The organism is Bradyrhizobium canariense, assembly GCF_019402665.1.
Classification (GTDB): domain Bacteria; phylum Pseudomonadota; class Alphaproteobacteria; order Rhizobiales; family Xanthobacteraceae; genus Bradyrhizobium; species Bradyrhizobium canariense.
Genome location: NZ_VSST01000110.1, coordinates 1 through 22,892, shown reverse-complemented (window position 1 = coordinate 22,892; position 22,892 = coordinate 1). Strand labels below are relative to the sequence as shown.

At 60.8% G+C, this 22,892-nt stretch carries 21 protein-coding genes and 3 pseudogenes; 10 read left to right on the top strand and 14 right to left on the bottom strand.

The features are described from left to right. Positions 1 to 491 precede the first annotated feature (491 nt). Entirely contained in the window at positions 492 to 857 is a 366-nt protein-coding gene (locus tag FXB41_RS39580; RefSeq protein ID WP_219685610.1) for a PRC-barrel domain-containing protein, read from the top strand. 167 nt (positions 858 to 1,024) lie between these two features. Here FXB41_RS39580 and FXB41_RS39575 read toward each other — a convergent pair whose 3' ends face one another. Beyond that, positions 1,025 to 1,207 (bottom strand): hypothetical protein, encoded by a 183-nt coding sequence (locus FXB41_RS39575; protein ID WP_219685624.1) that lies wholly within the window; start codon positions 1,205 to 1,207, stop codon positions 1,025 to 1,027. Here FXB41_RS39575 and FXB41_RS39570 point away from each other — a divergent pair. Continuing rightward, positions 1,206 to 2,361: pseudogene (locus FXB41_RS39570) on the top strand (YihY/virulence factor BrkB family protein). The gene FXB41_RS39575 and the pseudogene FXB41_RS39570 sit on opposite strands and share 2 nt — an antisense overlap. 81 nt (positions 2,362 to 2,442) lie before the next feature. Here FXB41_RS39570 and FXB41_RS41855 read toward each other — a convergent pair. Continuing rightward, entirely contained in the window at positions 2,443 to 2,619 is a 177-nt protein-coding gene (locus FXB41_RS41855) for a hypothetical protein (RefSeq protein ID WP_311985956.1), read from the bottom strand. Between FXB41_RS41855 and FXB41_RS39565 the strand changes: the two genes are divergently transcribed. After that, positions 2,542 to 4,128, top strand: a complete 1,587-nt coding sequence (locus tag FXB41_RS39565) for an alpha-amylase family protein (RefSeq protein ID WP_311985955.1) — start codon at positions 2,542 to 2,544, stop codon at positions 4,126 to 4,128. The two genes, FXB41_RS41855 and FXB41_RS39565, sit on opposite strands and share 78 nt — an antisense overlap. 116 nt (positions 4,129 to 4,244) lie before the next feature. Here the strand turns inward: FXB41_RS39565 and FXB41_RS39560 are convergent, their stop codons facing one another. The 3 genes and pseudogenes from FXB41_RS39560 to FXB41_RS39550 all read right to left on the bottom strand — a co-directional run bounded on the left by FXB41_RS39560 (position 4,245) and on the right by FXB41_RS39550 (position 6,266). Continuing rightward, positions 4,245 to 4,643, bottom strand: coding sequence for a low affinity iron permease family protein (locus FXB41_RS39560; protein WP_219685608.1), 399 nt, complete (start codon positions 4,641 to 4,643; stop codon positions 4,245 to 4,247). A 275-nt stretch (positions 4,644 to 4,918) separates the two neighbouring features. Next, a pseudogene (locus FXB41_RS39555) lies at positions 4,919 to 5,100 on the bottom strand (DUF3606 domain-containing protein). Between the two features lie 116 nt (positions 5,101 to 5,216). After that, positions 5,217 to 6,266 carry a glycosyltransferase family 4 protein gene (locus FXB41_RS39550; protein ID WP_219685607.1) on the bottom strand — a complete coding sequence of 350 codons (1,050 nt, stop codon included), beginning with the start codon at positions 6,264 to 6,266 and terminating at the stop codon, positions 5,217 to 5,219. A 262-nt stretch (positions 6,267 to 6,528) separates the two neighbouring features. Between FXB41_RS39550 and ligD the strand changes: the two genes are divergently transcribed. The 4 genes from ligD to FXB41_RS39530 all read left to right on the top strand — a co-directional run bounded on the left by ligD (position 6,529) and on the right by FXB41_RS39530 (position 11,132). Then, a complete protein-coding gene (ligD, locus tag FXB41_RS39545; protein ID WP_219685606.1) occupies positions 6,529 to 8,346 on the top strand; it encodes a DNA ligase D in 1,818 nt (605 codons plus the stop codon). Positions 8,347 to 8,351: 5 nt separating this feature from the next. After that, on the top strand, positions 8,352 to 8,846 hold the full coding sequence (locus tag FXB41_RS39540) for a hypothetical protein (RefSeq protein WP_219685623.1): 495 nt from the start codon (positions 8,352 to 8,354) through the stop codon (positions 8,844 to 8,846). 5 nt (positions 8,847 to 8,851) lie between these two features. Further along, complete coding sequence (locus FXB41_RS39535; protein WP_219685605.1) at positions 8,852 to 9,259, top strand: type II toxin-antitoxin system VapC family toxin; 408 nt, start codon at positions 8,852 to 8,854, stop codon at positions 9,257 to 9,259. 547 nt (positions 9,260 to 9,806) lie between these two features. After that, entirely contained in the window at positions 9,807 to 11,132 is a 1,326-nt protein-coding gene (locus FXB41_RS39530) for an adenylate/guanylate cyclase domain-containing protein (RefSeq protein WP_219685604.1), read from the top strand. A gap of 210 nt (positions 11,133 to 11,342) precedes the next feature. Here FXB41_RS39530 and FXB41_RS39525 read toward each other — a convergent pair whose 3' ends face one another. The 3 genes and pseudogenes from FXB41_RS39525 to FXB41_RS41645 all read right to left on the bottom strand — a co-directional run. Next, on the bottom strand, positions 11,343 to 11,924 hold the full coding sequence (locus FXB41_RS39525) for a YybH family protein (protein WP_219685603.1): 582 nt from the start codon (positions 11,922 to 11,924) through the stop codon (positions 11,343 to 11,345). 87 nt (positions 11,925 to 12,011) lie between these two features. Then, positions 12,012 to 12,653, bottom strand: a complete 642-nt coding sequence (locus FXB41_RS41650) for an autotransporter outer membrane beta-barrel domain-containing protein (protein ID WP_283843508.1) — start codon at positions 12,651 to 12,653, stop codon at positions 12,012 to 12,014. 22 nt (positions 12,654 to 12,675) lie between these two features. Then, a pseudogene (locus FXB41_RS41645) lies at positions 12,676 to 13,587 on the bottom strand (autotransporter outer membrane beta-barrel domain-containing protein); the annotation flags it as partial. Between the two features lie 60 nt (positions 13,588 to 13,647). On the opposite strand from FXB41_RS41645, the gene FXB41_RS41370 reads away from it, so the two are divergent. Beyond that, the gene (locus FXB41_RS41370) at positions 13,648 to 13,839 is read left to right on the top strand and encodes a hypothetical protein (RefSeq protein WP_246649607.1); all 192 of its coding nucleotides are present in this window, start codon (positions 13,648 to 13,650) and stop codon (positions 13,837 to 13,839) included. Positions 13,840 to 13,957: 118 nt separating this feature from the next. On the opposite strand, the gene FXB41_RS39510 is transcribed toward FXB41_RS41370, so the two are convergent. Beyond that, positions 13,958 to 14,680, bottom strand: coding sequence for a hypothetical protein (locus FXB41_RS39510; protein ID WP_219685602.1), 723 nt, complete (start codon positions 14,678 to 14,680; stop codon positions 13,958 to 13,960). Positions 14,681 to 14,880: 200 nt separating this feature from the next. Then, entirely contained in the window at positions 14,881 to 16,950 is a 2,070-nt protein-coding gene (locus tag FXB41_RS39505; protein ID WP_219685601.1) for a putative bifunctional diguanylate cyclase/phosphodiesterase, read from the bottom strand. 323 nt (positions 16,951 to 17,273) lie between these two features. On the opposite strand from FXB41_RS39505, the gene FXB41_RS39500 reads away from it, so the two are divergent. Continuing rightward, complete coding sequence (locus FXB41_RS39500; RefSeq protein ID WP_219685620.1) at positions 17,274 to 17,513, top strand: PilZ domain-containing protein; 240 nt, start codon at positions 17,274 to 17,276, stop codon at positions 17,511 to 17,513. A 204-nt stretch (positions 17,514 to 17,717) separates the two neighbouring features. Here the strand turns inward: FXB41_RS39500 and FXB41_RS39495 are convergent, their stop codons facing one another. Then, the gene (locus tag FXB41_RS39495; protein WP_219685600.1) at positions 17,718 to 18,233 is read right to left on the bottom strand and encodes an inorganic diphosphatase; all 516 of its coding nucleotides are present in this window, start codon (positions 18,231 to 18,233) and stop codon (positions 17,718 to 17,720) included. Positions 18,234 to 18,720: 487 nt separating this feature from the next. Here FXB41_RS39495 and FXB41_RS39490 point away from each other — a divergent pair, with 487 nt between their 5' ends. Then, the gene (locus FXB41_RS39490) at positions 18,721 to 19,290 is read left to right on the top strand and encodes a hypothetical protein (protein ID WP_246649605.1); all 570 of its coding nucleotides are present in this window, start codon (positions 18,721 to 18,723) and stop codon (positions 19,288 to 19,290) included. Between the two features lie 1,366 nt (positions 19,291 to 20,656). Here FXB41_RS39490 and FXB41_RS39485 read toward each other — a convergent pair. The 3 genes from FXB41_RS39485 to FXB41_RS39475 all read right to left on the bottom strand — a co-directional run. Beyond that, on the bottom strand, positions 20,657 to 21,289 hold the full coding sequence (locus tag FXB41_RS39485; protein ID WP_246649603.1) for a LabA-like NYN domain-containing protein: 633 nt from the start codon (positions 21,287 to 21,289) through the stop codon (positions 20,657 to 20,659). Between the two features lie 481 nt (positions 21,290 to 21,770). Beyond that, entirely contained in the window at positions 21,771 to 22,250 is a 480-nt protein-coding gene (locus tag FXB41_RS39480) for a hypothetical protein (RefSeq protein ID WP_219685599.1), read from the bottom strand. 329 nt (positions 22,251 to 22,579) lie between these two features. Further along, on the bottom strand, positions 22,580 to 22,892 hold a 313-nt coding region (locus FXB41_RS39475; RefSeq protein ID WP_219685598.1), incomplete at its 5' end, for an integrase core domain-containing protein.

Sequence of the window (22,892 nt, the reverse complement as noted above, 5' to 3'; positions counted from 1 at the left end):
CCCGGAACGGGACCACCGCCTTTGGCTATCCGCGCGAGCGCATGTACAGCGGGCCTTCGAGCCTTTGGCTATCCGCTACAGGCGCCGTACTCAAACGGCGGGCGGTGGTCCAGTGAGTCAAAGATGTCGTCGCGTTATCGTTCCGTCCGCTCGCACTTGGTCCAAACGGTCAGCCGGGCTGCCTCGACTCGAGCAAGCCTGCGTTGCCGGAACGATGTCAGGCGCAGCGCGTCGATCCGGTGAGCAGCTTAACGGAGCGGCGAATGCCGAGACTCCTCAACCTCCCCTCGGAAGAGGTCATGGCGGACGTATGTCTCGGCGTAACCGTGACCTGCCTGTACACTCTAGTCGGACTGGGGGTCGCCATCGCCTTCATGTGAGGTCCAAGCCTCCGAGCCTCGCCAGCGGACAGGTCCCTGCGACACTTCAGATAGGATTAGGAACGAGCGAGACTGCCCCAGGTTGCTTCCAATCATGGGAGGAGATCTCGCATGGCCTACGAAGAACGCGAAACAGGAAATCTGATCGGCAGCGACAAGGTCGAAGGGACTGCAGTCTATGGTGCCGACAGTCAGCGCATCGGCTCGATCGAACGGGTGATGATCGATAAGATCAGCGGCAAAGTCGCCTACGCGGTACTGGGCTTTGGCGGCTTCCTCGGAATCGGAGACGACCATTACCCGCTTCCGTGGCAATCGCTGAAATACGACACCAACCTTGGCGGCTACGTGACGGGCATCAGCGATAGTCAGCTGAGAGGCGCGCCAAAGTACAGCAACGAGAGTAGCTGGAATTGGTCAGACCCTTCGGTCGCCCGCTCGGTGGACGACTACTACCGGGGCATTCCGGCTCCCTAAGCTGGAGCGGTCCTGGGCGGAGGCGATTGCTGGCCGCGTAGCGCCACTCGGCACGCGGGTCCGCTCATTTCGCCGGCGGACGTAACGGGCTCTCCGCCTACTTCCGCGCAGTCGGGTCGTGCAGCGAATTGATGCAGACGTACCGCGGCCGCCCCTCCAGAGTTTCGTCAGGCAGAGCCTTCATCGGCCTGCCGCACGGCGGCATGCTTACCGGACGGGATCGAGCACTGCCATCTGATTTCCCCCGCGATGGTCCGGATTATGTACCGCTGAACATTGCGAAAGTGACCGGAAAGGCTAAGCAGGAACTCATTCTTCGCGATGCGATTGAATTCCGCGGAGGAGTTCATGGCCAAGATCCCGAACTCAGGTATCCGGCGTGCGGATGGCGACGGCTGGAGCCTGGCGGCGGCCCTGGGACTTCTAGCGGTGGCATTTCTTTGGGATCGCCTTGCTCCGCCCGCCAACGTGGCGCAGCCCGACAAAGACGAAGATTTTCCCGAGAAGCGCGAGGGCGGCCGGGACGCCTCCCCGGCGGCGGTCACTACGGAAGTCGATGACCGCGGGCGGCTCGCCGCCGCGCCCTCCGAGATTCCGCTGCGCGGATGGAAGGACATCCTGCTGCGGGTCTACGGCAACATCTCCGAGCACCGCGTCCTCGCTCTCGCCGCCGGCATGACCTACTACAGCCTGCTCGCGATCTTTCCAGCGCTGGCGGCACTCGCCGCGATCTACGGGATCTTCGCCGATCCACAAAGTATCGCCAGACACCTCGACCAGCTCTCGGGATTCCTGCCCCGGCGGTGCTATCGACGTCGCAAGGGACCAGCTCACCCGCCTCGCATCGAAGGGACATCAGTCTCTCGGTCTGACGTTCATGGTCGGACTTGCGGTCTCGCTCTGGAGCGCGAACGCGGCCATGAAGTCGCTGTTCGACACGCTCAACATCGTCTACGGCGAGACGGAAAAGCGAGGCTTCGTGAAGCTGAACGCGGCTTCGCTCGCCTTCACGCTCGCCGGCATCGCCTTCGTCCTGATCGCGCTCGGCGCGGTGGTGGTCCTGCCTGTGGCGCTGAACTTCGTCGGCCTATCGAACGCCGCAGATCTTCTCGTTCTCATCGTCCGATGGCCCGCGATGTTCGTCGCCGTCGCGCTGGCGCTCGCGCTCATCTATCGCTTCGGACCGAGCCGCGAAGCGCCGCGCTGGCGATGGATCACCTGGGGCAGCGCCATAGCGACGGTTCTGTGGCTCGCCGCGTCCGCCCTCTTCTCTTGGTACGCGGCCAATTTCGGCAAGTTCAACGAGACATACGGATCCCTCGGCGCCGCGATCGGCTTCATGACTTGGCTCTGGATCTCCGCCATTGTCATCCTGCTCGGAGCCGAGCTCGACGCCGAGATGGAGCATCAGACCGCGCCCGATACCACCACTGGCTCCGAGAAGCCGATGGGCATGCGCGGAGCGGCAGTGGCTGACACCCTGGGGCAGGCCCACAGCGGCTGACGTCGATTTACACAAGAAGCGGGCGCGGCGCGTGCCGCTCCGGGAACAAGTGGCAATCTGAAGGGTTGTGACCCCGAGGCGTCAGCGCACTGCACTGACGTCTTTTGCATAGCGTGTCAGGCGCAGCTGTGGACGGGAAGATTGCTCGATCTCTGGTACAAGAACGCCATCATCTACAGCCTGAACGTCGCCACGTACAAGGACGGCAACGGCGACGGCATCGGCGATTTCACAGGACTGATCGAGCGGCTCGATCACATCGCACAGCTGGGCGTCACTTGCCTGTGGCTGCTTCCGTTCTATCCGAGTCCGGGGCTCGATCACGGCTACGACGTCACCGACTACTACAACGTGGCGCCGGCCCTCGGGACGCTCGGCGACTTCGTCGAGTTCAGCCACCAGGCAAGGCTGCGCGGATTGCGCCTGATCGTGGACTTGCCGATCAACCACACGTCAGAGCAGCACCCGTGGTTTCAGCAGGCGCGAGCCGACCCCGCATCGCCGTATCGAAAATACTACGTGTGGTCGAACACGGAGCCAGAGAACAGCGCCGATGGGGTCGTTTTCCCGGGCTTCCAATCCAGTGTCTGGACCTACGACCTACGCGCGCGAGCCTGGTATTATCATCGGTTCTATCAATATCAGCCTGACCTCGACATTACCTGCCCCGCCGTTCGCGAGGAAATCTTCAAGATTCTCGGCTTCTGGCTGGAGCTCGGCGTATCCGGATTCCGGATCGACGCGGCGCCTTTCGTTGTCGAGGAGGTCCGTCCGAACCGAACCCCGAAACGCCACTACGAATTCTTCGGCGAAATGCGCGACTTCCTCTCGTGGCGCAAGGGCGACTCGGTGCTGCTGGCGGAAGCCAATGTGCGTGCCTCCGAGCTCCACAGGTATTTCGGCGACGGCTCGCGCATCCACATGCTGTTTGCCTTCCTGGTCAACCAGCATTTGTTTCTATCGCTTGCGCAAGAGGAAGCCGAGCCCCTCCGGCGATGCCTGACCGCGATTCCGAAACTGCCGCAATCGGCCCAATGGGCGCAGTTTCTGCGCAATCATGACGAATTGGATCTGGGCCGCCTGCCGCCCGAGCAGCGCGATCGGGTCTATGCGGCCTTTGCACCAGAACCGAGGATGCAACTGTACGGGCGTGGCATTCGCCGCCGTCTGGCCGGCATGCTGGGCAATGATCGCCGCCGGATCGAACTGGCGTTCAGCCTCCTGTTCAGTCTCCCGGGCACGCCGGTCATCTACTACGGCGACGAATTGGGAATGGGCGACGATCTCGCCCTGCCCGAACGATGGCCGGTTCGAACGTGCATGCAATGGACCGACGATCCCAACGGCGGATTTTCGACGGCACCGAACGAGCGTCTGCTGCACTCGGCGATCACCGATGGCGAGTTCGGATCAAGTCACGTCAACGCCGCCGCGCAGCAGCGCGATCCGAGCTCACTGTTCAACTGGCTGCGCCGGCTCACCGAAATGCGGAAAACTTGCCCGGAGATAGGCTGGGGCTATCACTCCCTGCCGCAAGCCGATTCCTCGTCCGTTCTGGTGCAGCGATATGCGCTGGAAGCCAAATCCGTGCTTGTCCTGCACAATCTTGGGCCGGATGAAAGCACGACGTTACTTCACGAGCTTCCGGCCGGTCACAAGCTGATCGATCTTTTCGGAAATCGAGTCTACCCGTCGAAAGGCACCAAGGCCGGTGAGATCGAACTTGACGGTTATGGCTACCGATGGTTTCGGATCGGCGCCGGCTGATGCGCCGCCTCACCACATCGATGCATCTGCCCGTCGCGTCCCGACCCGGCGATCGCCGGCGCCGCGCGCTTCGCGCCTGACCGCGTCTCACGAAGCCGGCGTGGGTTACTGTGCGCTCACCTTCTCGCGGCCGCGACAACCTTGGCCCGCTCCTCGCATCGCGCCCGCAACTCCTCCAATTCGTCGGCTGAGAGATGCTCAATTCCAACGAAGGAATTCTGGACGGTGCCGGTCCGGATGAGTTCGTCCAACTTCACTTGTATGGCTGCGCTGTCCCGGTTTTGCGAGTTCTGGATCAGGAAGACCATCAAAAAGGTTACGATGGTCGTGCCGGTATTGATGACGAGCTGCCAAGTGTCGGAAAACCGGAAGAGAGGTCCGGTAGCCGCCCATATGACGATGGCCGCGCAAGCCAGGACAAACGTTGACCCGCGTCCAGCCGCTTGCGAGGCTGTATTGGCAATGGAGGCGAAGAGACGCGGACGTCGTTCGGGTCCGTGCTGGGTTTGCCGCATGTTGCACACCTTTCTGAGTTCCCACGCCCCTTGTTCGAGCAGGCGTACCGACAAAAGTGTAGGCGAGCGACTGCTACAACTCCGCTAGGCGTGTATCGGTGCTTAAGGCGGAAGGTACTGACTCCCAAGGGCGCTCCAGGCTCCGCCCCTAATCTGCGAGCTCTATGGAGTTGGCCCGGACCGCCCCACCGAACGTAACGGCGCTGCGGCTTGAACCGTGCAAATCCGGCCTTGGCAGCTGCCACCTCGGGCCATTGTCCCGGAGGTGGCTGGCTTCAACGCCCCAGCCGCCGCTCGACCTTCTTCTCGTGCCGACCCTCTTTACGGCCTTCTTCACCGCCGTCTTGGACCGCCCGGTCTGGCCGGCTTCGTATTGCACTTCGTAGTCCTGTCCGCCGGCGACCCGGGCGCGATCCTGGTTGCGGCCCCGCGTCGTCTGCTTCTTCGCTTTTGCCATCACTAGAGTCCTCCTGGTTCGCCAACGCAGGAAGAAACGTCGCAGTTCCGGCGGGCCATATGAACGGTGCGACGCAGGAGCTCGGCAGCCGGCGGCGCTCTCGTCGGCAGTGGCGATCAGGGCCAGCAGCTGGCTTCTGCACTCGCCTGGAGCAGTTTGCGGTAATGACGTTCGTACTCGCGGGCCATCCGCTCCGCCGTGAAACGCTGCTCGAAGCGGGTCCGAACCTTACGTCGGTCAATTCTGTCCAGATTGTTCAGGGCCCGGATCGCCTCCTCCTCACTGTCCACGATGAAACCGGTGACGCCGTCCTCGACCACCTCTGGCACCGACCCTGCCCGATAGGCGATCACGGGCGTGCCGCAGGCCATCGCTTCGATCATGACGAGACCGAACGGCTCCGGCCATCTGATCGGAAACAGCAGAGCCGCGGCTTCGGACAGAAAAGGCTGTTTGCCACGCTCGTCCACCTCGCCGACGAGATCGACGTTTGCGCGGTCGATCTCCGGCTCGAGGTGCTTCCTGAAGTATCCCCTCTCCCCTCGCGGCACCTTGGCTGCGATCCGCAGCCGCATCCCGGCCGCGCGCGCGATGCGGATGGCGTCGTCCGGCCCCTTGTCGGGCGTGAGGCGCCCAAGGAAAGCGAGATAGGATCCGGGTTCGTAGGAAGGGCGAAACAGACCGGCCGGCAAGCCGTGATAAACTGTACCGCACCAGTTCGCTGTTGCGAGCGGAGCCCGCTGGCTGTCGGAGATCGAGGCGAAGCATGCAGCTTGGAACTGCCGGACCGCCTCGCCGATGCCGGGCATGTCGAGCCGGCCATGCAGCGTCGTCAGGAAGGGCGTTCCGCATCGCGCCAGCACGGGCAAGTGGGCCCAATCGACATGAGCATGGATGACGTCGAACTCTCGCGCGCGACCGGCGACGGCCTCCAACAGCAGCGCGCAGACCGCGTTCGGGTCAGGATGCGGACGGCCGAGGCGCAGCGCGCGGGGCCAGACCGGGTGCAGTCGAGCGCGGGTTTGGGAATCGCCGCTGGCGAACAGCGTCACCTCGTGTCCGAGTTCGACAAGCTCGTCTACCAGCCAGGCGATGACGCGTTCGGTCCCGCCGTAGAGCTTCGGAGGGACGCTCTCCGCCAGCGGCGCGATTTGGGCGATCCGCATCGGCCGGGCCGCCGTCACCCTTCGGCCGCGCTGCGCGATGTGGCGCACACGGGCAGAATGCCCAAGAGAACCGCGAGAAAGAACCATGCTGCCGAGATTTCAGCATCGTTGTGGGCTTGCCGGCATCGCGCGAACACGGCTGTCATGGCTGCCTCGCAGAACAATCGCGACCAACGGCGGCGGTGGAGGTTCGTTCCTGCTTCGCCGCGGCGCTTGCTCCGGCTCTGGGCGGAACGAATCCGCCGGCCAGGGTTGAATCGGCATGTATGCCGTGGCGTTGCGTCAGTCTCGTTCGGGAGTATCGCGTGTCCGCGGCGCCATCAAAGCTGCTATTCCAGGTTACATCGAGCCGTGTGACCCCACGCTGCGCGAGACGCCGCCACGCGGCGACGACTGGATCTACGAAATCAAGGCCGATGGCTACCGCGCGCAACTGCATTTGCATGACGGCGACGCCAAAGTCTATTCGCGGACGGGCCTGGACTGGACTGAACAGTTCTCCTCGATCGCCATGGGCGCGGCCAAACTCAAAGCAAACAGCTTGGTCATCGACGGCGAGGCCGTGGTGTACGGCAGTGGCGGCCTTCCGGACTTCCAGCAACTGAGGCGGGAGCTGGGCCCGAAGCAAAGCAAACGTGTGCGCTATCACGCCTTCGATCTCCTCTACCTCGACGGCTACGACCTGCGCGGCGTCGCATATGAGGAACGCAAGCGTTTGCTGCAGCGGCTTCTGAAGGGTGCACCCGAGACCTTCACCTATGTCGAAGGGATTCAGGCGAACGGCAAGCAGATTTTCGAAAACGCTTGCAAGATGGGGCTCGAAGGCCTGGTCGCCAAACGACTCGGCGAGCCCTATCGCTCGGGTCGGCAGGAGAGCTGGGTCAAGCTCAAGTGCAAGAAGAGCGAGACCTTTCCGATCGTCGCGTTCGTGGAGAAGCTGGGAGCGCGCCCGCGCAACGTGGCCTCCCTCTACGTCGGCCGGCGCGAGAACCGCAAGCTGCTCTACGCCGGCAAGGTCCGCACCGGCTACACCGAGACGACCGCACGCGAGTTGCGCGAGCGGCTGGATCCGTTGATCCGCAAGAGTTCTCCGCTCGATGTCGCGGTCAAAAAACCGAAGGCGACCTGGGTCGACCCAACCCTTGAAATCGAAGTCCAGTATGGTGCGCTGACCGATGACGGCCTGCTCCGCGAAGCCGTGTTCAAGGGCTTTCGCGATGATCTTGCGGTGCGCAAAGTCAAGGCGCCGCGCCTCGTGCCCTCCGTGGCCGGCCGCCCGAAGCTGGGCGTCCCCCGAGAGAACATCCTGCAGCTTCTGCCCGAAGCGGTTGCTCCTTCCAAAGAAGAACTGGCCGACTATTGGACCCGGGTCTGGAAGAAGGCGCTGCCGCACCTTGGGCACCGTCCGCTCAAGCTGGTGCGTCATGTGCACGGCACGACCTTCTATCACAAGGGGCCGCTGCCGAAGGACATTCCGGCCGCCGTGCACCAGCTCCGCATTCAGAAACGCGAGGGCGGCGAAGGCACGCGCCTGTGGGTCGACAGCTTGGAGGGTTTCCTTGGGCTGGTCCAGATCGGGGCAGTCGAGCTGCACCCGTGGAATGCGACCGTCGAGGACTTCGAACATGCCGACCGCATCGTGATCGATCTCGATCCCGGAGAGGGCGTCGATTGGGATGCGGTCGTGGAGACCGCGCTCGATCTGCGCACCCTGATGAAGCGCGAGGGTTTCGACACCTGGCCCAAGCTCACCGGCGGCAAAGGAATTCATCTGATGGCGCCACTAGATCAGCCGGTGCTGCACGACAGGGCGCATCGGCTCGCGCATCAGCTGGTGTCCGCCCTCGCAGCGTGCCATCCAGACCGCTACCTCCTGTCCGCGCAGGCAAAGCGTCGCGATCGCATCTTCCTCGATTATCTGCGCAACGGGCGCGGCACGACCGCGATCGGCACCTATTCCCCGCGAGCTCGGCAGGGATTTCCGATCGCAGCGCCCGTCACCTGGAAGCGCATCGAGAGCGGGATCGCGCCGGACGCCTTCTCCATCGACAGTCCATTCCGGGTCAAACCAAGGAGGTGAGCGACATGTCAGATGCATTCGATCGATGGTTGGAATGGCGCCACAAACCTCCCGGCGACAGGCGCAGCATTCCTGCCGAACTCTACGCTGCCGTGATGTCGCTGCCCGAAGCCGATCGTTCCGACCGGCAGAGGGTGAACGAGGTGGTTCGCAGCCATGATGAAGCCCGCCGCGAGGGCAGAACCGTATGGCTGTACCTCGACTACCACGACGGCGCACCGCGCACGATGGAGGATCCCGGCTGGGTGAAGGTGTTTGCATCTGCCGAAGTCGCCGAAAGGTGGTTCAAGGAAAACGACCCTGAAGGCGTAGCCTGGGAGTACGAAGTGGAAGGCGGTCAGCCCCACGGATCGGTTTGGCTCTACTCTCGCGATCCGGGGTCAGGGGCGATCGGACACCCGGATTGGGCCAAGCTCTATCCGTCGATCAAAGCCGCGGAAAAATGGCTTGAGGAGAACGATCCAACGGGCAAGGTTTGGGAGTACCCGGTTCAGGAGTGACGCGCATGAGTGCGTTCGTTGACACCTCCGTCTGGTTCGCTGCGGCCGTCAAGCGGGATACTCGGAATGAGCGCGCCAGGTCGATCCTACGGAGCATCGACCAGCACCTCACGACCGACCTGGTGCTGACCGAGACGTGGCAACTGCTCAAGGCCAAATTCGGAAAGAACGTGGCGGAAAGCTTCTGGGAGCGGCTGCGCGACAGCGGAGTTCGGGTCGAACCCGTCCTCCGCGCCGATCTGGATGCGGCTTCGGAGATTGGGACAAGGTTTCCGGACGAGAGCTTTTGCTTGATTGACCGAACGAGTTTTGCGCTGATGGAGCGCCTGGGATCACCCGAGCAGCGACGTTCAACCCGGACTTCGCCGCGTACCGACCGCGCCGCGGTCGCAAGCGACCGTTCCAGATCCTGAGCGAAGGCCACAGCGAAGTCTTCACTGCGCTCAAACAAGCGCTCCTTGAACGCCGGCCCGTCCATGTGAGGGATGGCGGCGAGCGGAAGACGGTCTGCCCCTACATTCTGGGCCACGCCGCCGGTCAGGAGCGCGCACTCGCCCTCCTTGTGTCGGCAAGTTCGAGCACGAAGGGTCCGGACAAAGCCAGTTGGATCTGCCTCCGGCTGTCGAAGATCGAGCACGTTCGCTCCGCCGACGAACCCTGGATAGAGCAAGACTACCCCGGACCGGTGCAACGATGTGTCGACCAGGTGCACCTGGACGCGAGCGTGGTAGTTCGAGGCGTCAGCCGCTAGTCATAAATATCGGCTCCGTAAGCAAAATCGGAACTCGCCCCGCTTGGCCTTCATCGGCGGTTTATGGACCCAGAGGCGACATTTCGGCGCCATTGTTCTAGCCCTGTCGAGCTGCCCCTATGATAAGGTACGCTGCGGGTCGGCTAGGTGACGGACGATGTCGCCTGTTGCTTCGGCGGTGGGGGCCGTAGCCGTCAAGGAAGTGAGTGATGATCGATTTTGTCATGCCGGAGACGCGCTATGCGCTAAGCGGCGACGTCAATATCGCCTATCAAACGCTAGGTAACGGGCCCGTCGATATCATCGTCGTCCCGGGCATCATTTCGCATGTCGAATTCTTGCATGAACTGCGCGGTTATACCGCGTTCATGCGCCGCCTTTCGACGTTCGCCCGCGTCGTTTCCTTCGACAAGAGAGGCCAGGGGCTCTCCGACAGGGTAGCCGGAGCCCCTTCGCTTGAACAGCGGATGGATGATGTTCGCGCCGTCATGGACAGCATCGGGTCAACCCAGGCCGCGTTGCTTGGGGTCTCCGAGGGATGCGCGATGAGCGTCATGTTTGCTGCCACCTATCCCGAGCGCGTCTCCAAGCTCATCCTGTTTGGGGGCTATCGACGGCGACGCGAGTTGCCCGGAGACGGCGAGCAATGGGCCATGCAACTTATGAAGTCGTGGGGCACGGGAGCGATGATCAACAGAGTTGCTCCCAGCCTCGCGACCGATCCTGCCGCCGTAGCGCAATTCGCCAAGTATGAAAGGCTTTCAGCCAGTCCAGGAGCGATAAAGCAGTTTGCCCTGCTGAATGCGTCGATCGACGTGAGCCAGCTGCTTGAGAGCGTACGCGCTCCGACGCTTGTGCTGCATCGTCATGGTGACGTGCAGGTACCGATCCAGCATGGCCGCGATTTAGCCGCGGGGATTCCCGGCGCGCGTTTCATCGAGTATCCGGGCGACGACCACAGTCCATATTTCGGCTTCAGCGACCGGGACGAGCTGCTTGGCGACATCGAAGAGTTCACGACCGGGCATCGCGACGGCTCGCCGGAGGATATCGATCGCGTCCTCGCCACCGTCCTGTTCACGGATATCGTCGATTCAACGCGCCGCGCCGCAGAGGTGGGCGACCGGGCATGGCGCAAATTGCTTGACAGTCACGATGAACTGGCGTCGCAAATCGTCGAGAAGCATCGCGGCAATATGATCAAGTCCACCGGCGATGGCATTCTCGCCACCTTCGACGGACCAGCCCGCGCCGTTCGTTGCGCTCTCGCGCTTGGAACAGCTGCAAAACAGATTGGCTTGGCCCTCCGAGCTGGTCTTCACACCGGCGAAATCGAGATCAGGGGCCGCGATATAGGCGGGGTCGCCGTGCATGCAGCTTCGCGCGTTATGACCCAGTCGCGGCCTAACGAAGTCATAGTGTCACGGGTCGTCACCGATCTCGTCGCCGGCGCGGGCTTGAGGTTTACCGAGCGCGGATCGCATGAACTTAAGGGACTTCCCGGGCGGTGGGATCTATTCGCAGCGAGCATCTAGGTGAAGGACCGCTCTGGGGCCCAATGCTGCTGTTGACGCGACGCATCTAAAGAAACTGGCGCTTCTGACCCCAATGGCGACATCCGGCGGCAAGCGCGTGAGGATCAACTGCTGGCCCACCTGCGAACGGAATATCGAGGCGTCACGCTGGCTCGTATTTAGCCTTGACCATCGCCCATCCAACCAGCGCGCTTCCAGCGCGTTCAGCGACTAAGGCATGCGGCTGGCGTGATGGTGCACCAGCAACCACTTGCCACTGCGCTTTTCAAATATGTTCGTCGCAAGCGCCGAAATGTCGAGGACGTCACCGTTCGCGCGATGTGCGTACACCTTTTCAATACCTACGACCCAAGCGACGTTGTCTTTGACCGTTACCTGCGGATTGTCCATCACAACAGCGAAGTCCTTGTACCGAACCGGATGGTCCACATAACTTTCTTGGACGCCCTCCCAGCCCAGGATCGGTGCTTTGCTTGCGGGGTGTATGACGGAAACAGATCCGTCCTGGGCCCAAGTCGCCTCGATAGCTGTGACGTCGAGCTTGGTAAACGCCTGTTCAACCTGCGTGTTCGCTGCGAGCACGTCATCCTTATCATCTGCGTGTGCTGACACGGCCCCAAATGCCATCAGGAGCAAGGGTAGGAGGACGCGACTGAATGGTTTCATATAGGCCCCGCTGACAAAGATGAATGTGTTTTGCGCTGATTGGGCGGCGTCGTCGTCGATGCCGGTTGCCGCGACGAGGCTCCCGGCTGCGACACTGCCGAGCAGACGGCGAGAAATTTCAATCATGATCAGTACCCCCTTTCCTCAGCCCTGGAGGGTAGAGGCTACCGTGGTGCCAACCAGCTGAAAAGCGCGTAAGATGCAGGTGTTGCTCTACCAGGTGAGACGGAAGCCTCCGGTGCCCTTGTAATTGCGATTGTCCGAGCTGTTGTTGAGGCTCGCATTGTAGGAGACTTCGCCGAAGACTGCGTAGCGCCCGTTGGCCCAGCTATAGGTGCCGCCGCCGCCGATGCTGCCCCACAGCCGGTCTTGCGTATTGGCAAAGCCGATGCCGGTGACATCGACGTTGGTGCCGTTGAGAAATTCGTAGCGCAGATTGGCGATGCCGTAGACGTCGGAGCGCACGATGCCGGTGCCGTCGTTCCAGGTCCTCTGATGATTGAGTGCAAGGCCGGCGCGGCCGAGCAGGCTGTCGCCGTCGCGCAACGCGACCTGCGCGCCGAACCGATCGGCAAAACTGTCGAAGCCGACCTTGGCATAGGACAGCTGCGCCTGCGGCGTCAGCAGCCAGCCGTTGCCCAAACCGATCCGCTTGCCGGTTTCGGCGGCATAGCCGAACCCTTCATTGCCGTGGATCATGCTGCCAGCCAGCACGGAGGACAGATCGCTGCGATAGAACATCGACTGCGCCTGACCGTCGACATAGAAGCCGTTGTCGCCATACCAGGTCCAGCGTGCTGCCGACGCCCGTCCCCTCGACGCGGATGCGCCCGTTGCCGAAGAACGACGCGACATCGGCGGTCGTCAGGCCATATTGCGCAGTGAGGCCGACGAACAATCGTCCCCGCTCGTTCTCCAGCACGAGGCCGTCGAGCCCGGTCTGCACTTTCATGTGGTCGGCCTTGTAGGTCGAACCCGTGGTGGTGGAGGGCTGCAAATCGGAATGCCCGCCTTCGATGCGGCCCCAGAACGCCGTCGGCGCCGGCGAAGCCGCGCCTGACACCGTGGTCGCGCTACCTGTGCGCGCCATCGCATCGCTGCCGCCCCAATAGCGGTTGCCGACGCGCTGCTGCAGGGTCGGCAGATCGTTCATGCCGAGCAGCACCTGCGCATAATTCTCGTACAGCGGAACACCCGGCTGGTAGAGCGGACCGGGAGGTGTCGTGGGCGGCGGGTTGATCAGGCTGGAGCGCAGATACCAATCGCCGTCGCCGGGAGTGGCAATGCCGTTCTTCTGCAACGTATAGGCATAGGCGCCGCCGACCACCGCCTGCTCGCCGTGAAAGACGTAGCTGCCCAACAGCGAAAAGCTGCCGTTGGACGCGCCTGCTACGTCGACCACCTTGATGCCCTCGACGGTCTGCGCGCCGGTGCCGCCGACATTGGTGATGCGCAGCGACGACGTGCCCGATGTGCTGCCCTGCACCCGCAACAAATCGGTCGGCGAGCTGTCGCCGCCGAGCCGGGTGTTGAGCTGCACGGTGCCGCCATTGCCGACATAATTGCCAGCCACCGTCAGCGTGGTGCCGGGCGCGCCGCCGAGTGTCACGATGCCCGCATTGTCGAGCGACGTGAGCGTTTGATTGAAGCCGGCGAGATCGAGCGTACCGCCAGCCGTTACCGTGAAGGCCGAGGCGGCGCTGAGCGCATTCGCGGCTCCGGCACCGAGGGTGCCGCCGTTCACGGTCGTCGCACCGGTGTAGCTATTTGCGCCCGACAGGGTCTGCGTCCCGCTGGCGAGCGTGACATGGCTGTGGTACTACCCCTCTTGGAAATCGAGAGGGCGCTAATGACTAAGAGGGCGAGCAACACAAAACCGTCTGCGCGTCGCGAATACACTAAAGCGGATGTGAAAGAGCTGCGTGCTCATTCGAAGGCGAGGACGCCTGTCGCGAAGATTGCGAAGCTTACAAAGCGATCTGAAGGGTCATTGCGACAGAAGGCTCGCACGCTCGGCATTGGTTTGGGTCACCAGCGGTAGCTCGCCAGTTTGCTCCCGTTACGGAATAGCTCCAATCACAATAGGTCGGATGCCGATCGGCGACAGCACGAATGGATGGTACACCTCTTCGTCACAAGCATTTACGACGGCGTCGAGATCAATCCACGAGCTGTTGCGCTATCCAGCGGTTGCCCCAACGCACGATAGAGTCGATACGCCCGATGCCGGGGACCACGTCGCCCCGTGCTGCGATTCGAATCCTGTCGGGCCGTTCGAGCACTGCCATTCCGTCGCGAACGTCAAGGACTGCCCAACCCCGAATAGTCGTTGGTCTTGCCTCGGGGACTGACAGGAGCCGCCCCGCAGGCTCGACCGAGCCGGTCACAGACACATTCGCCTCGACAACCGAAGAAGCTGCGTACGAAGCTCCTGCCGATTGCGCCTCACTCGACGCTTTGGCCAGAGGCTTCGGAGCAACGCTCGCGCTGACGGTGGAGGGCTGATCTAAACCAGGCGGTGTTCGCGAGCCCGATGCTGATGCTATTTTTCGGGCGGTTTCGGCCTTAACGCCTGAGTTTGCGTCCGGCATGCGGCGCGAAGCCGTTTCTATCCGCGCAACTCGGTTGAGCGCCGAGATAGTTGCAGGACCATACCAAGCACCAGCCCATCCCAATCCCAAGCCCCCGGCCAATGCGACCACGACGAGCCAAATAGTGGGTTTTAAATGACCGCTTGGCGCCAATAGCGCCAGGACCTCATCTCGGTTGCAGGTCGAGAAATCCAGTTGATCAAGAGTGACGAGCGGCGGCCCGACCTCGCCACTGCCGTGATCCGCGATCCCCTCGATCCTTTCCAAGGTATTCGCATGGTGCAATTGCATGCTCGGGTCCCTTGTGGTCCCCAATGATCATGCCGGGAGCTAAACCAACCTTAACGACCAATCAATCCCAACGAATAATAGCTGTTGCGGACGGCGCGCAGCGATTTGGCCAAGCGCGAAATGGCTTCGTGTCGGTGCGGAACGAGGCCGTCCGCCCGTTCACTCTGGCGGAGCGCGTCATTCGGACACAACTCAGACCGTCATTTTCTTCCCATCAATTTCCGCTGGTTCAGTACCTCCGATCCCATGTAACGTTCGAAAGCGTCGACCGGCAGGGGCCGCGAGAAGAAGAAACCTTGTAACTCCGCGCACCCTTCCGTCCCTAGGAAATCCGCTTGAGCTGCAGTTTCAACCCCTTCGGCGGTGACATCGAGCCCCAAGTTGCGGCCCATCATAATGATTGAGCGAACAATGGCGGACTCCTCCGAGGGAGATTGCTCATCTATCTTCTGGATAAAGCTCCGGTCGATCTTTATTCGCGTGAGGGGATACCGTGTCAAACAGCTCAGTGAGGCATAGCCCGTGCCGAAATCGTCAAATGCAATTGCGACGCCTCGCGCTCGCAGCGCTTTGAGGGCGGAGAGTGTTTCCTCCTCTCGACCTAGAGCGATATTCTCGGTAATTTCCAATTCAAGCGCTTCGGCGGGTAACCCGCTATCGGCCAAGGCCTGCTCAACATCCTGCACTAGCGAGCCATTGCGGAATTGGGCCGGAAACAAATTGACCCCCATGCGGATGGGGGGCAGACCCTTTGCGCGCCAGAGCGCCGCCGTCTTGCACGCCGTCGCCAAGATCCATCGGCCGGTTTCAGCCGCAACGGCGCTATTGCAGAGTGCATCGATGAATGCCCCCGGCGCCAAAATGCCTCGCTGTGGATGCCGCCACCGAAGCAGCGCTTCGGCTCCAGTGATGACACCGTCACTCGATCTCACCTGAGGCTGAAAGTATAAGACGAACTCGTGGTTCGAGTAAGCACGACGCAGCTCAATATCAAGCTCGCGCCGATGCTGCGCCCCTGCGCGCAAAGTTGGAACGTACAACTGGCATGAACGACCGCCGGAAGCTTTGCCATGATAAAGCGCAAGATCCGCATTTGCGAGCAGATCATCGGCGTTCAGGCCATGAGTTGGCGCAATTGCAAGTCCGATACTCGCCCCAACGAACACCTGATGGCCATCCACGTAAATTTGTGCGGTCAGACGCTTCAGCACTGTCTCCATGATCTCGGACGCGACCAGCGGATCACCGCAATTGTGGACAAGAAGTACGAATTCGTCTCCACCCAACCTGTAGACTCGTACTGCATCGGATGCGGATGTCAGCCGCGCTGAGATTTCCTGCAGCAGACCGTCGCCAACAGCGTGGCCGAGTGTGTCATTGACGTCTTTGAATCCATCAAGATCGAGGACGGCGACTGTTAATGGGCTGGGCAGAGCGCCTCCCTTCAATGCGCTCTCGATGTCGCGGCGCAAACTGAAACGGTTGGGAAGGCCCGTCAGCTGATCGAAATGGGCCAAATGACGAAGCTGTGTCTCCACCACCTTAGCTTCCGTCATGTCGCGCCCAAAAAAGAAGTACTTCTGCTCGGGCTCGGACCACACGCCCGACCACGCTAATGGTACTATTCGCCCGCTGTTGTGGAGGTATCTGGCTTCGAAGTTGCGAATATGTTCACCGGTGCGAGCAAGCAGCAACTCGCGCCGGGTGCTTTCGACGTCGTCGGGATGAACAAAGTCCCTGCCACTACGTCCGATCATTTCCTCGGGGCGGTAGCCAATCGTTGCAAGTGAGCTAGGGCTTACGCGCAGATACCGACCTGCCCGATCCAACACGACAATCAAATCCAATGATGTCTCAAACAGGCGCCGCCGCTCCTCTATCTCATGGTTCAACGCCTGCGTCTTTACCTGAATGTCGGCATCTGCTTCAGCACGCTCTCTGGAAGCACTAGGAAGCCAACGGAAGACCAGAAGGCCAAGCACTGCCGAGGCGGCGACGACGTTCATCACTTTTGGAAGGATCAAGTAAAAGGGGTTGCCAAGTGTGGCCAGGATCGAAGCGGGGAATAGCCCGTATTGACTCCCAAAATACAGACCGAAATATAGATTCTCGATAAGATTTCGGACCGTATCGATAACGATGACTGAGAGCAGAAGTCGTGTCGTGCCGAAGGTTTGGGGATTTCGAAAAAAAGCGATGCATACCGTGGCAAAGACGGCGCCCCAGAGAGCAATGATGACCCAGTAAATCAATGCCGCGGCGAGGCTCATGGGCGCTCCTAAACGAACAACCCCTGTGACCTATCAGTCGCACCAATAACGATTCGTTGAACCCATAGACCTTCGGGCGGCGAGCCTAACGGAGGGTAAAAAAGTTTGGTTCGCGGCTTGAGTTCGTTGTTCAGCGTCGCTGTTGTTAACCACCGTTCATTGCTCGCGGCGCGCAACTCGCCAGTTTTTCCGTATTTTTCTTACAATCTTTTAGTCCGTCGAGGTTACGAAGCGCTCAAGCTCAGTGCCGCTCTCCCTCAGTGGCCAAAGAAAAAGAACAACGTGGTGGACGCGTCGCGTTCGAGCACCCGCTGCCAGCGCATATGATGGCTATCGACGGCACGTGGCGCCGCGCCTGTACCATCAAGGATGTGCCAGACCAGAGCGCGGCACTGGTGGTTGAAACTTCGATTGAAGGTTTGGCATTGCAGGAATTCTTCCTGTTGCTTTCTTCGACCGGCCTCGCTTACCGCAGATGCCAGCTCGACGGGGTCAACGGCGTAGAGATCTGCGTCAGCTTCTTGCGCGGCAAATCAAAGAAGAAAACGAGCAACGACCCATGATGCACGGCAACTTGCGGCGTACAAAGCACCTGGATACTGCCTCGGCACATTAGGTGGAATCTTGGCGACAAGAAGCAAGCTTGGAGCTTGGTGATGATGGCACCGACTCGCGTCTCCGACTCCGGGAATCCCGGTGCCAACCTTCCTCGAATACACGCGCAGCGGTCTGGGGTGGGCGGCGGCCCTACGCATTCGCTCTCTTCGTTACTTGGACAGCCGCTTGATGGTCTTGACCGCATGGTTCGGACCACGCCAGCCTAAGAATTTGAGCTCCTTGTTCTCGAGTGCGTTGGTGGTGCGGAAAAACTCTTCAAGTTCGTCGCGTGCCCGCGAGGGAAGATGGCGGACGTCCTTGAGATCGGTTTCAAGTGGAGACCGGTCGGGCACGGCAAACACGCGATCATTGCGCTCCTTCTTGCCGTCACTCTTCTGCTCCACTTCTAGAACACCGACTGGTCGGCATTTGAGGACCACGCCGGGGTATGTCCGAGCGTCGTGGACGATCAGGACATCGAGCGGATCGCCGTCTTGGGCTTTTGTCGAAGGGATGAAGCCCCAATCGTAGGGATAGCTCAACCCTGCCATGAGAGGTTTGGCGAGCGTGAAAACTCCCAGCTTCGGATCAAAGTCGAGCTTGCATGTGCTCGAACGGGGAGTTTCGACCACCGCGAAGACGTATTCGTCATCAGCCCAGGTCGGAAGCTTGAGAAGATTGGTCATGTCACGCATTCTTGGAGCATCAACGGTCCGCCATTCGTGCTCCTCTGACGCTTGAGTTTCCGTTTGAGAACAGGAACACAGTAGTTATTGTTCCTCAGTCCTCTGGTGCCGACCCGAAATTTGCAACCGAGCACTGGGCCCGCGCCAAGGGTCCCGACGGCAGTGTTCGGTCGAATGAGATGCACTTGGTCGCCGCGAATGCGACTAGCAGGTTGATATACGAGCGGAATCCGGCGACAATCCGCAATGAATCCATAGCGTTGCCCGATTTGAGCCGCATCACGGCCCATGTCCCGGCGAAGGGTCGTGCCCGGGTTGGAGGCGCAACACCGGGGTTCCTATTTCCGGTCAGCTGCGTATTTGCTTTGCCGGTTTCGTTCTTGCTGGCGGTCTTTGGACGACACCTTCGTTATCCGATCCTCTTGCCGAACTTTTCAATACCACTCCTCGCCAAGACGCTGCGACGTCTTCCGCGCAAGCGCAATGCTTGCCGCGGCCCGGCAACACGACCGCAGACGGGGCGCATTGGGTCTATCGGTTCGACGGCCAACGTAAATGCTGGTTCCTGACCGAAGGTATCGCGAAGGTGAAGAAGACAGTCCGTCATCGCGGGGCCCAAGATCGCGCCGCGAGCGTGGACGAGAACGGGACTGCGCGGCCCAGGCAGAGCGCGGTGGTTGATGCGCGCGCGGAATTGCTGCGCTCCGCGCCGGCCGAGCCGTCTCAGCCACCTGTACCCGAACTCAAGGTAGCCGATGCCACTTCCGTACTCGATATGGGCACCACCATGACATCAGCGGCATCCACCGATCTTTACAGGCCGGAGCTTGCGCCTGAGCATTCCGTGCCGGGCGAAGTCGACGTTGAGCAGCTCCTCGCGCCCGCGCTCGGCGCTTCATCTCCAGCAATGCCGATGGGCGCGCGCATTGTAGAGGCGCACGACGAGGCGCGCAGCTGGACGGCAACTTGGTTAGGTGTACTGCTGATGACGCTTGGTGGCTTCTCGATCCTAAGCTCGAGCCGCACGCTACGGCACGCGGTAAGATTACGCCAGTGAGCTAGCGCAAGACGCGCTCGACGCCGCGCGATCGATGAAATTCAAGGCGTCGGTATAGCCGAATTGCCACACGTACAATGGTTCCTTGCAGACGCACCTACTTTTGCACTGCCTTAGACAAACATTCGATTACGATGATGGTCCCCCCTTTGGATGGGACCGCCATCATGCGGTACAAAGTTTTCGTCGTGGACAGCAGCCGGCGAGTGATCTGCGCGGCAAAGCTCGACTGCATTGACGAGCAGGCGTCGAGCCGAGCAAATGCATGGCGAGCACGACGTTGAGCTCTGGGCCGCCGATCGATTTGTTGCTGTGTTCCGAGGTGCAACGTCGAACGAAAGTCAGGGTGACCGCGCGATCCTGAATCGACGGCCGGTCTCGCCACCGAGTTAGTTCGAACATGTGAGGCACGCCCCCTTGGCAAGCTGTCGACATGTCGCAGGCCACAATCACCGCGGCTCACCGCCGCGGCCCACCTTCGTACCCGGCCGGTCTCTAAACGGCTCTTGCTCTGTTGCTCACTTTGGCACGCCGTCTTCTGCCGATTGTTCTCGCTTCTACGCTTCGGAGCCTACTTCGAAGCTTCTCCACTTCTCTCAGCTCCGCCACAATCGTTTGCAGACGTTCACGCAGAACAGCGCAATTATAAACCTGACGAGTACTAGACATTACGCGCCCCTGAATATGACTTGAACTAAGAGCCAACGACAAATAAGTAATCGCTGCCTCGTGCGCTCAGTGAGCTAAAGCTGCAGTCGCGAGATGCTCCCAGTACTCTGCTTCTGCGAGCAGCTTCCAGCTTCTCTCAGGATCACGCGCAGCGGCCTGTCGGCATAGCAACGCCGTCGCGCGAAAGCGGCGCACAGCTTCCATCGCAAAATTCCCTATTTCTGTTTTCCCCAACCTTATTTTTTATTATTGCGATGGAGTCATCATGATTATTGGAGATAACTAAATTAATCGTTTACCGGCCGCGGATTGGTTCCGCCACAGCGTCAAAGCGGAACTATCTTCGCTTTAAGCTTCACATTAGTTTCGAAATGTAGCTCGGCGCGGGATTATCGCGCGCCGATCGCGCAGCTCCGCGGAATCGAGCGCCGCGCCGTGGAGAGCATGCTGGGCAGCAACATGCATGCGATGCGGCGTGAGTAGGCATGCAACCTCGGAATCCGAACCGACAACCCGGAAGGGTTTTCTCTAGTTGGCCCGTTGCTGAGCACCTGAACCTTACTGGCGATCAGCCCGGCGCAAATGCCGAGCTCATTCGTCAGGCTCATTCCGCGGGACCAGCTTGAACGAACGACCAAGTGCCGAGGCGACCAAGTCTTAGCCATGTCTGGGATTTTACTAGCGGTCTCGCTCGGGATTACTCCTCGAGAACGCCATCGTTTCCCTTCGGTCCCGCGATGGTCTGACGCTCCGGGACTTGCTGCGGGCGATAGCGCGACTCGCGCTCACGGGCAATTGGGCGTTCGGACGGATTCCGGCCGATCTTAGCTTGGAGCTCGATAAGATCGGTGAACACGTCGGCTTGGCGGCGCAGCTCGTCGGCGATCATCGGCGGCTGGCTCGCGATCGTGGAAATGACGGTGACCCGAACGCCGTGGCGCTGCACCACCTCAACCAGGGACCGGAAGTCGCCGTCACCGGAGAACAGCACCATCTCGTCGATATGCGCGGCGAGTTCCATGGCATTGACCGCGAGCTCAATGTCCATGTTGCCCTTGACCTTGCGTCGGCCGCCAGCGTCAATGAACTCCTTGGTCGGCTTGGTGACGACCGTGTAGCCGTTATAATCAAGCCAGTCGATCAGCGGACGGATCGAGGAGAACTCTTGGTCCTCGATAGTGGCGGTGTAGTAGAACGCGCGCAGAAGCGTGCCACGGGTCTGAAACTCGGCCAGCAGGCGTTTGTAATCGATATCGAAGCCCAGGGTTTTTGCTGTGGCGTACAGATTGGCTCCGTCGATAAAGAGCGCAATCCTGTTGGAGGCTAACATGATAATCTCTGAGCCGCACAGTGCCACGCTGCGGGCTCCGTGCATGTGAACCCGCCGATAAAGCGGCACCAAGAAAACTTAAACGGCACAATGCTATACCGCGGCTCATTAGTGCTCAAACAGTTTCGTGCGACCGAAAATTAATTCGGTGACACCTCAGCGCTGCGTATATTCCCGGCGGCAGACAGGGATCTCCATGGATTCGCTCAGCGGGTTTGACTACTCTCGGCACCCGCAGATCTTTTGCAGTGCGATGCCAGATCGATTCGCAAGCTTTGATATCGGCTTAAGTCGCCGGAGTCGACGATAGAGCTGGCGCGTGTGCGCCAGCGAAGGCGTAATGTCTGGTTGGGCGAACAGCCGAGCCGCGGCCAGATACAGGGCGGCCAGACCGCTTTTCCTGATTCTGCTCTCGGCTCCGTTATCGATCGACGAGATCGAAGGTCCGACAGAGGCCCGGCTCAACGGGCAAATCGCTTGGCTAACCTGTCACCGCGGAGGATGAGCTCATAGCACCGCGCAGCTTGTAGAAAGGACCGGGGCGCGTCGAGCGTTGGTTGCGCAGGGTAAATTGAGCTGATCTATAATCTAGGTCAGGCGCGTGCCGCGACCGCGGCCATCCACGCAAAGGTGTGTCAACGAGATCACTCCGCTCCAGCTCGTCAGTTCGGCTAAACAAGAAGCGGAAAGGGCCAAGGCTCTGAGAAGTACTCAGCCGTTGCGAGGTCTCGATCATCGACTGGGCACGTTGCTGGTCAGTGGTCACAACAAGAACCCGGAATGTCTTCCAACCAAACTGCTGCGTATGCTGTCCTTGAGCGTGCGCGGCGAGATACGCCTGCATCTTCCGCTGGAAACTCGTTTGGCGGAAATCCGGGCGAGAGATTGGCATGGTGCCGCGATCGATCTCGACCATGAAGCACCGGCGTTTCTCGGCCGCCGCGTTCGAGAGCTTGCTCATACGTCCGTTCGTCTGTGCCGCGCCGGCAAGCGGCTGCAACTCTGGCTGAGATCTCCACTTGTCGAGCGATCTCGGTGATGGACGACGACATCTGCTCCCTAGCTGATGCGACAGCGTCAACCGCCTGAGAGGCCCGAGTCGATGCACCGTCGACTTTCGCCGACAGCATCTGAGTTGACGCCGCTGTCTGCGACAGAGTGCCTGCCGCTCACTCGAGTTCTCGGCTGGAGGTAGCCAGTGATCCGACGAGCGCTCCGATGACCGCTTCGAAGTCGCGGGTTATCTTCTCTGAACCGCCCCGGGGTTTGCCGGACGCTATTTGGTTTAAGTTATGCCGCCATGGCCGGTTGTTCCAGCATGGTGTAGTAGCGTTGCTCGGCTTCGGCTGGCGGGATGTTGCCGATGGGCTCCAGGAGCCGTCGGTTGTTGAACCAGTCCACCCATTCCAGGGTCGCGAACTCGACGGCCTCGAAGCTGCGCCATGGCCCGCGCCGATGGATCACCTGGGCCTTGTAGAGGCCGTTGATGGTTCCGGCGAGAGCGTTGTCATAGGAATCTCCGACACTACCAACGGAAGGCTCGACGCCAGCTTCAGCCAAGCGCTCGGTGTACTTGATAGAGACGTATTGGGCGGATTCAAAC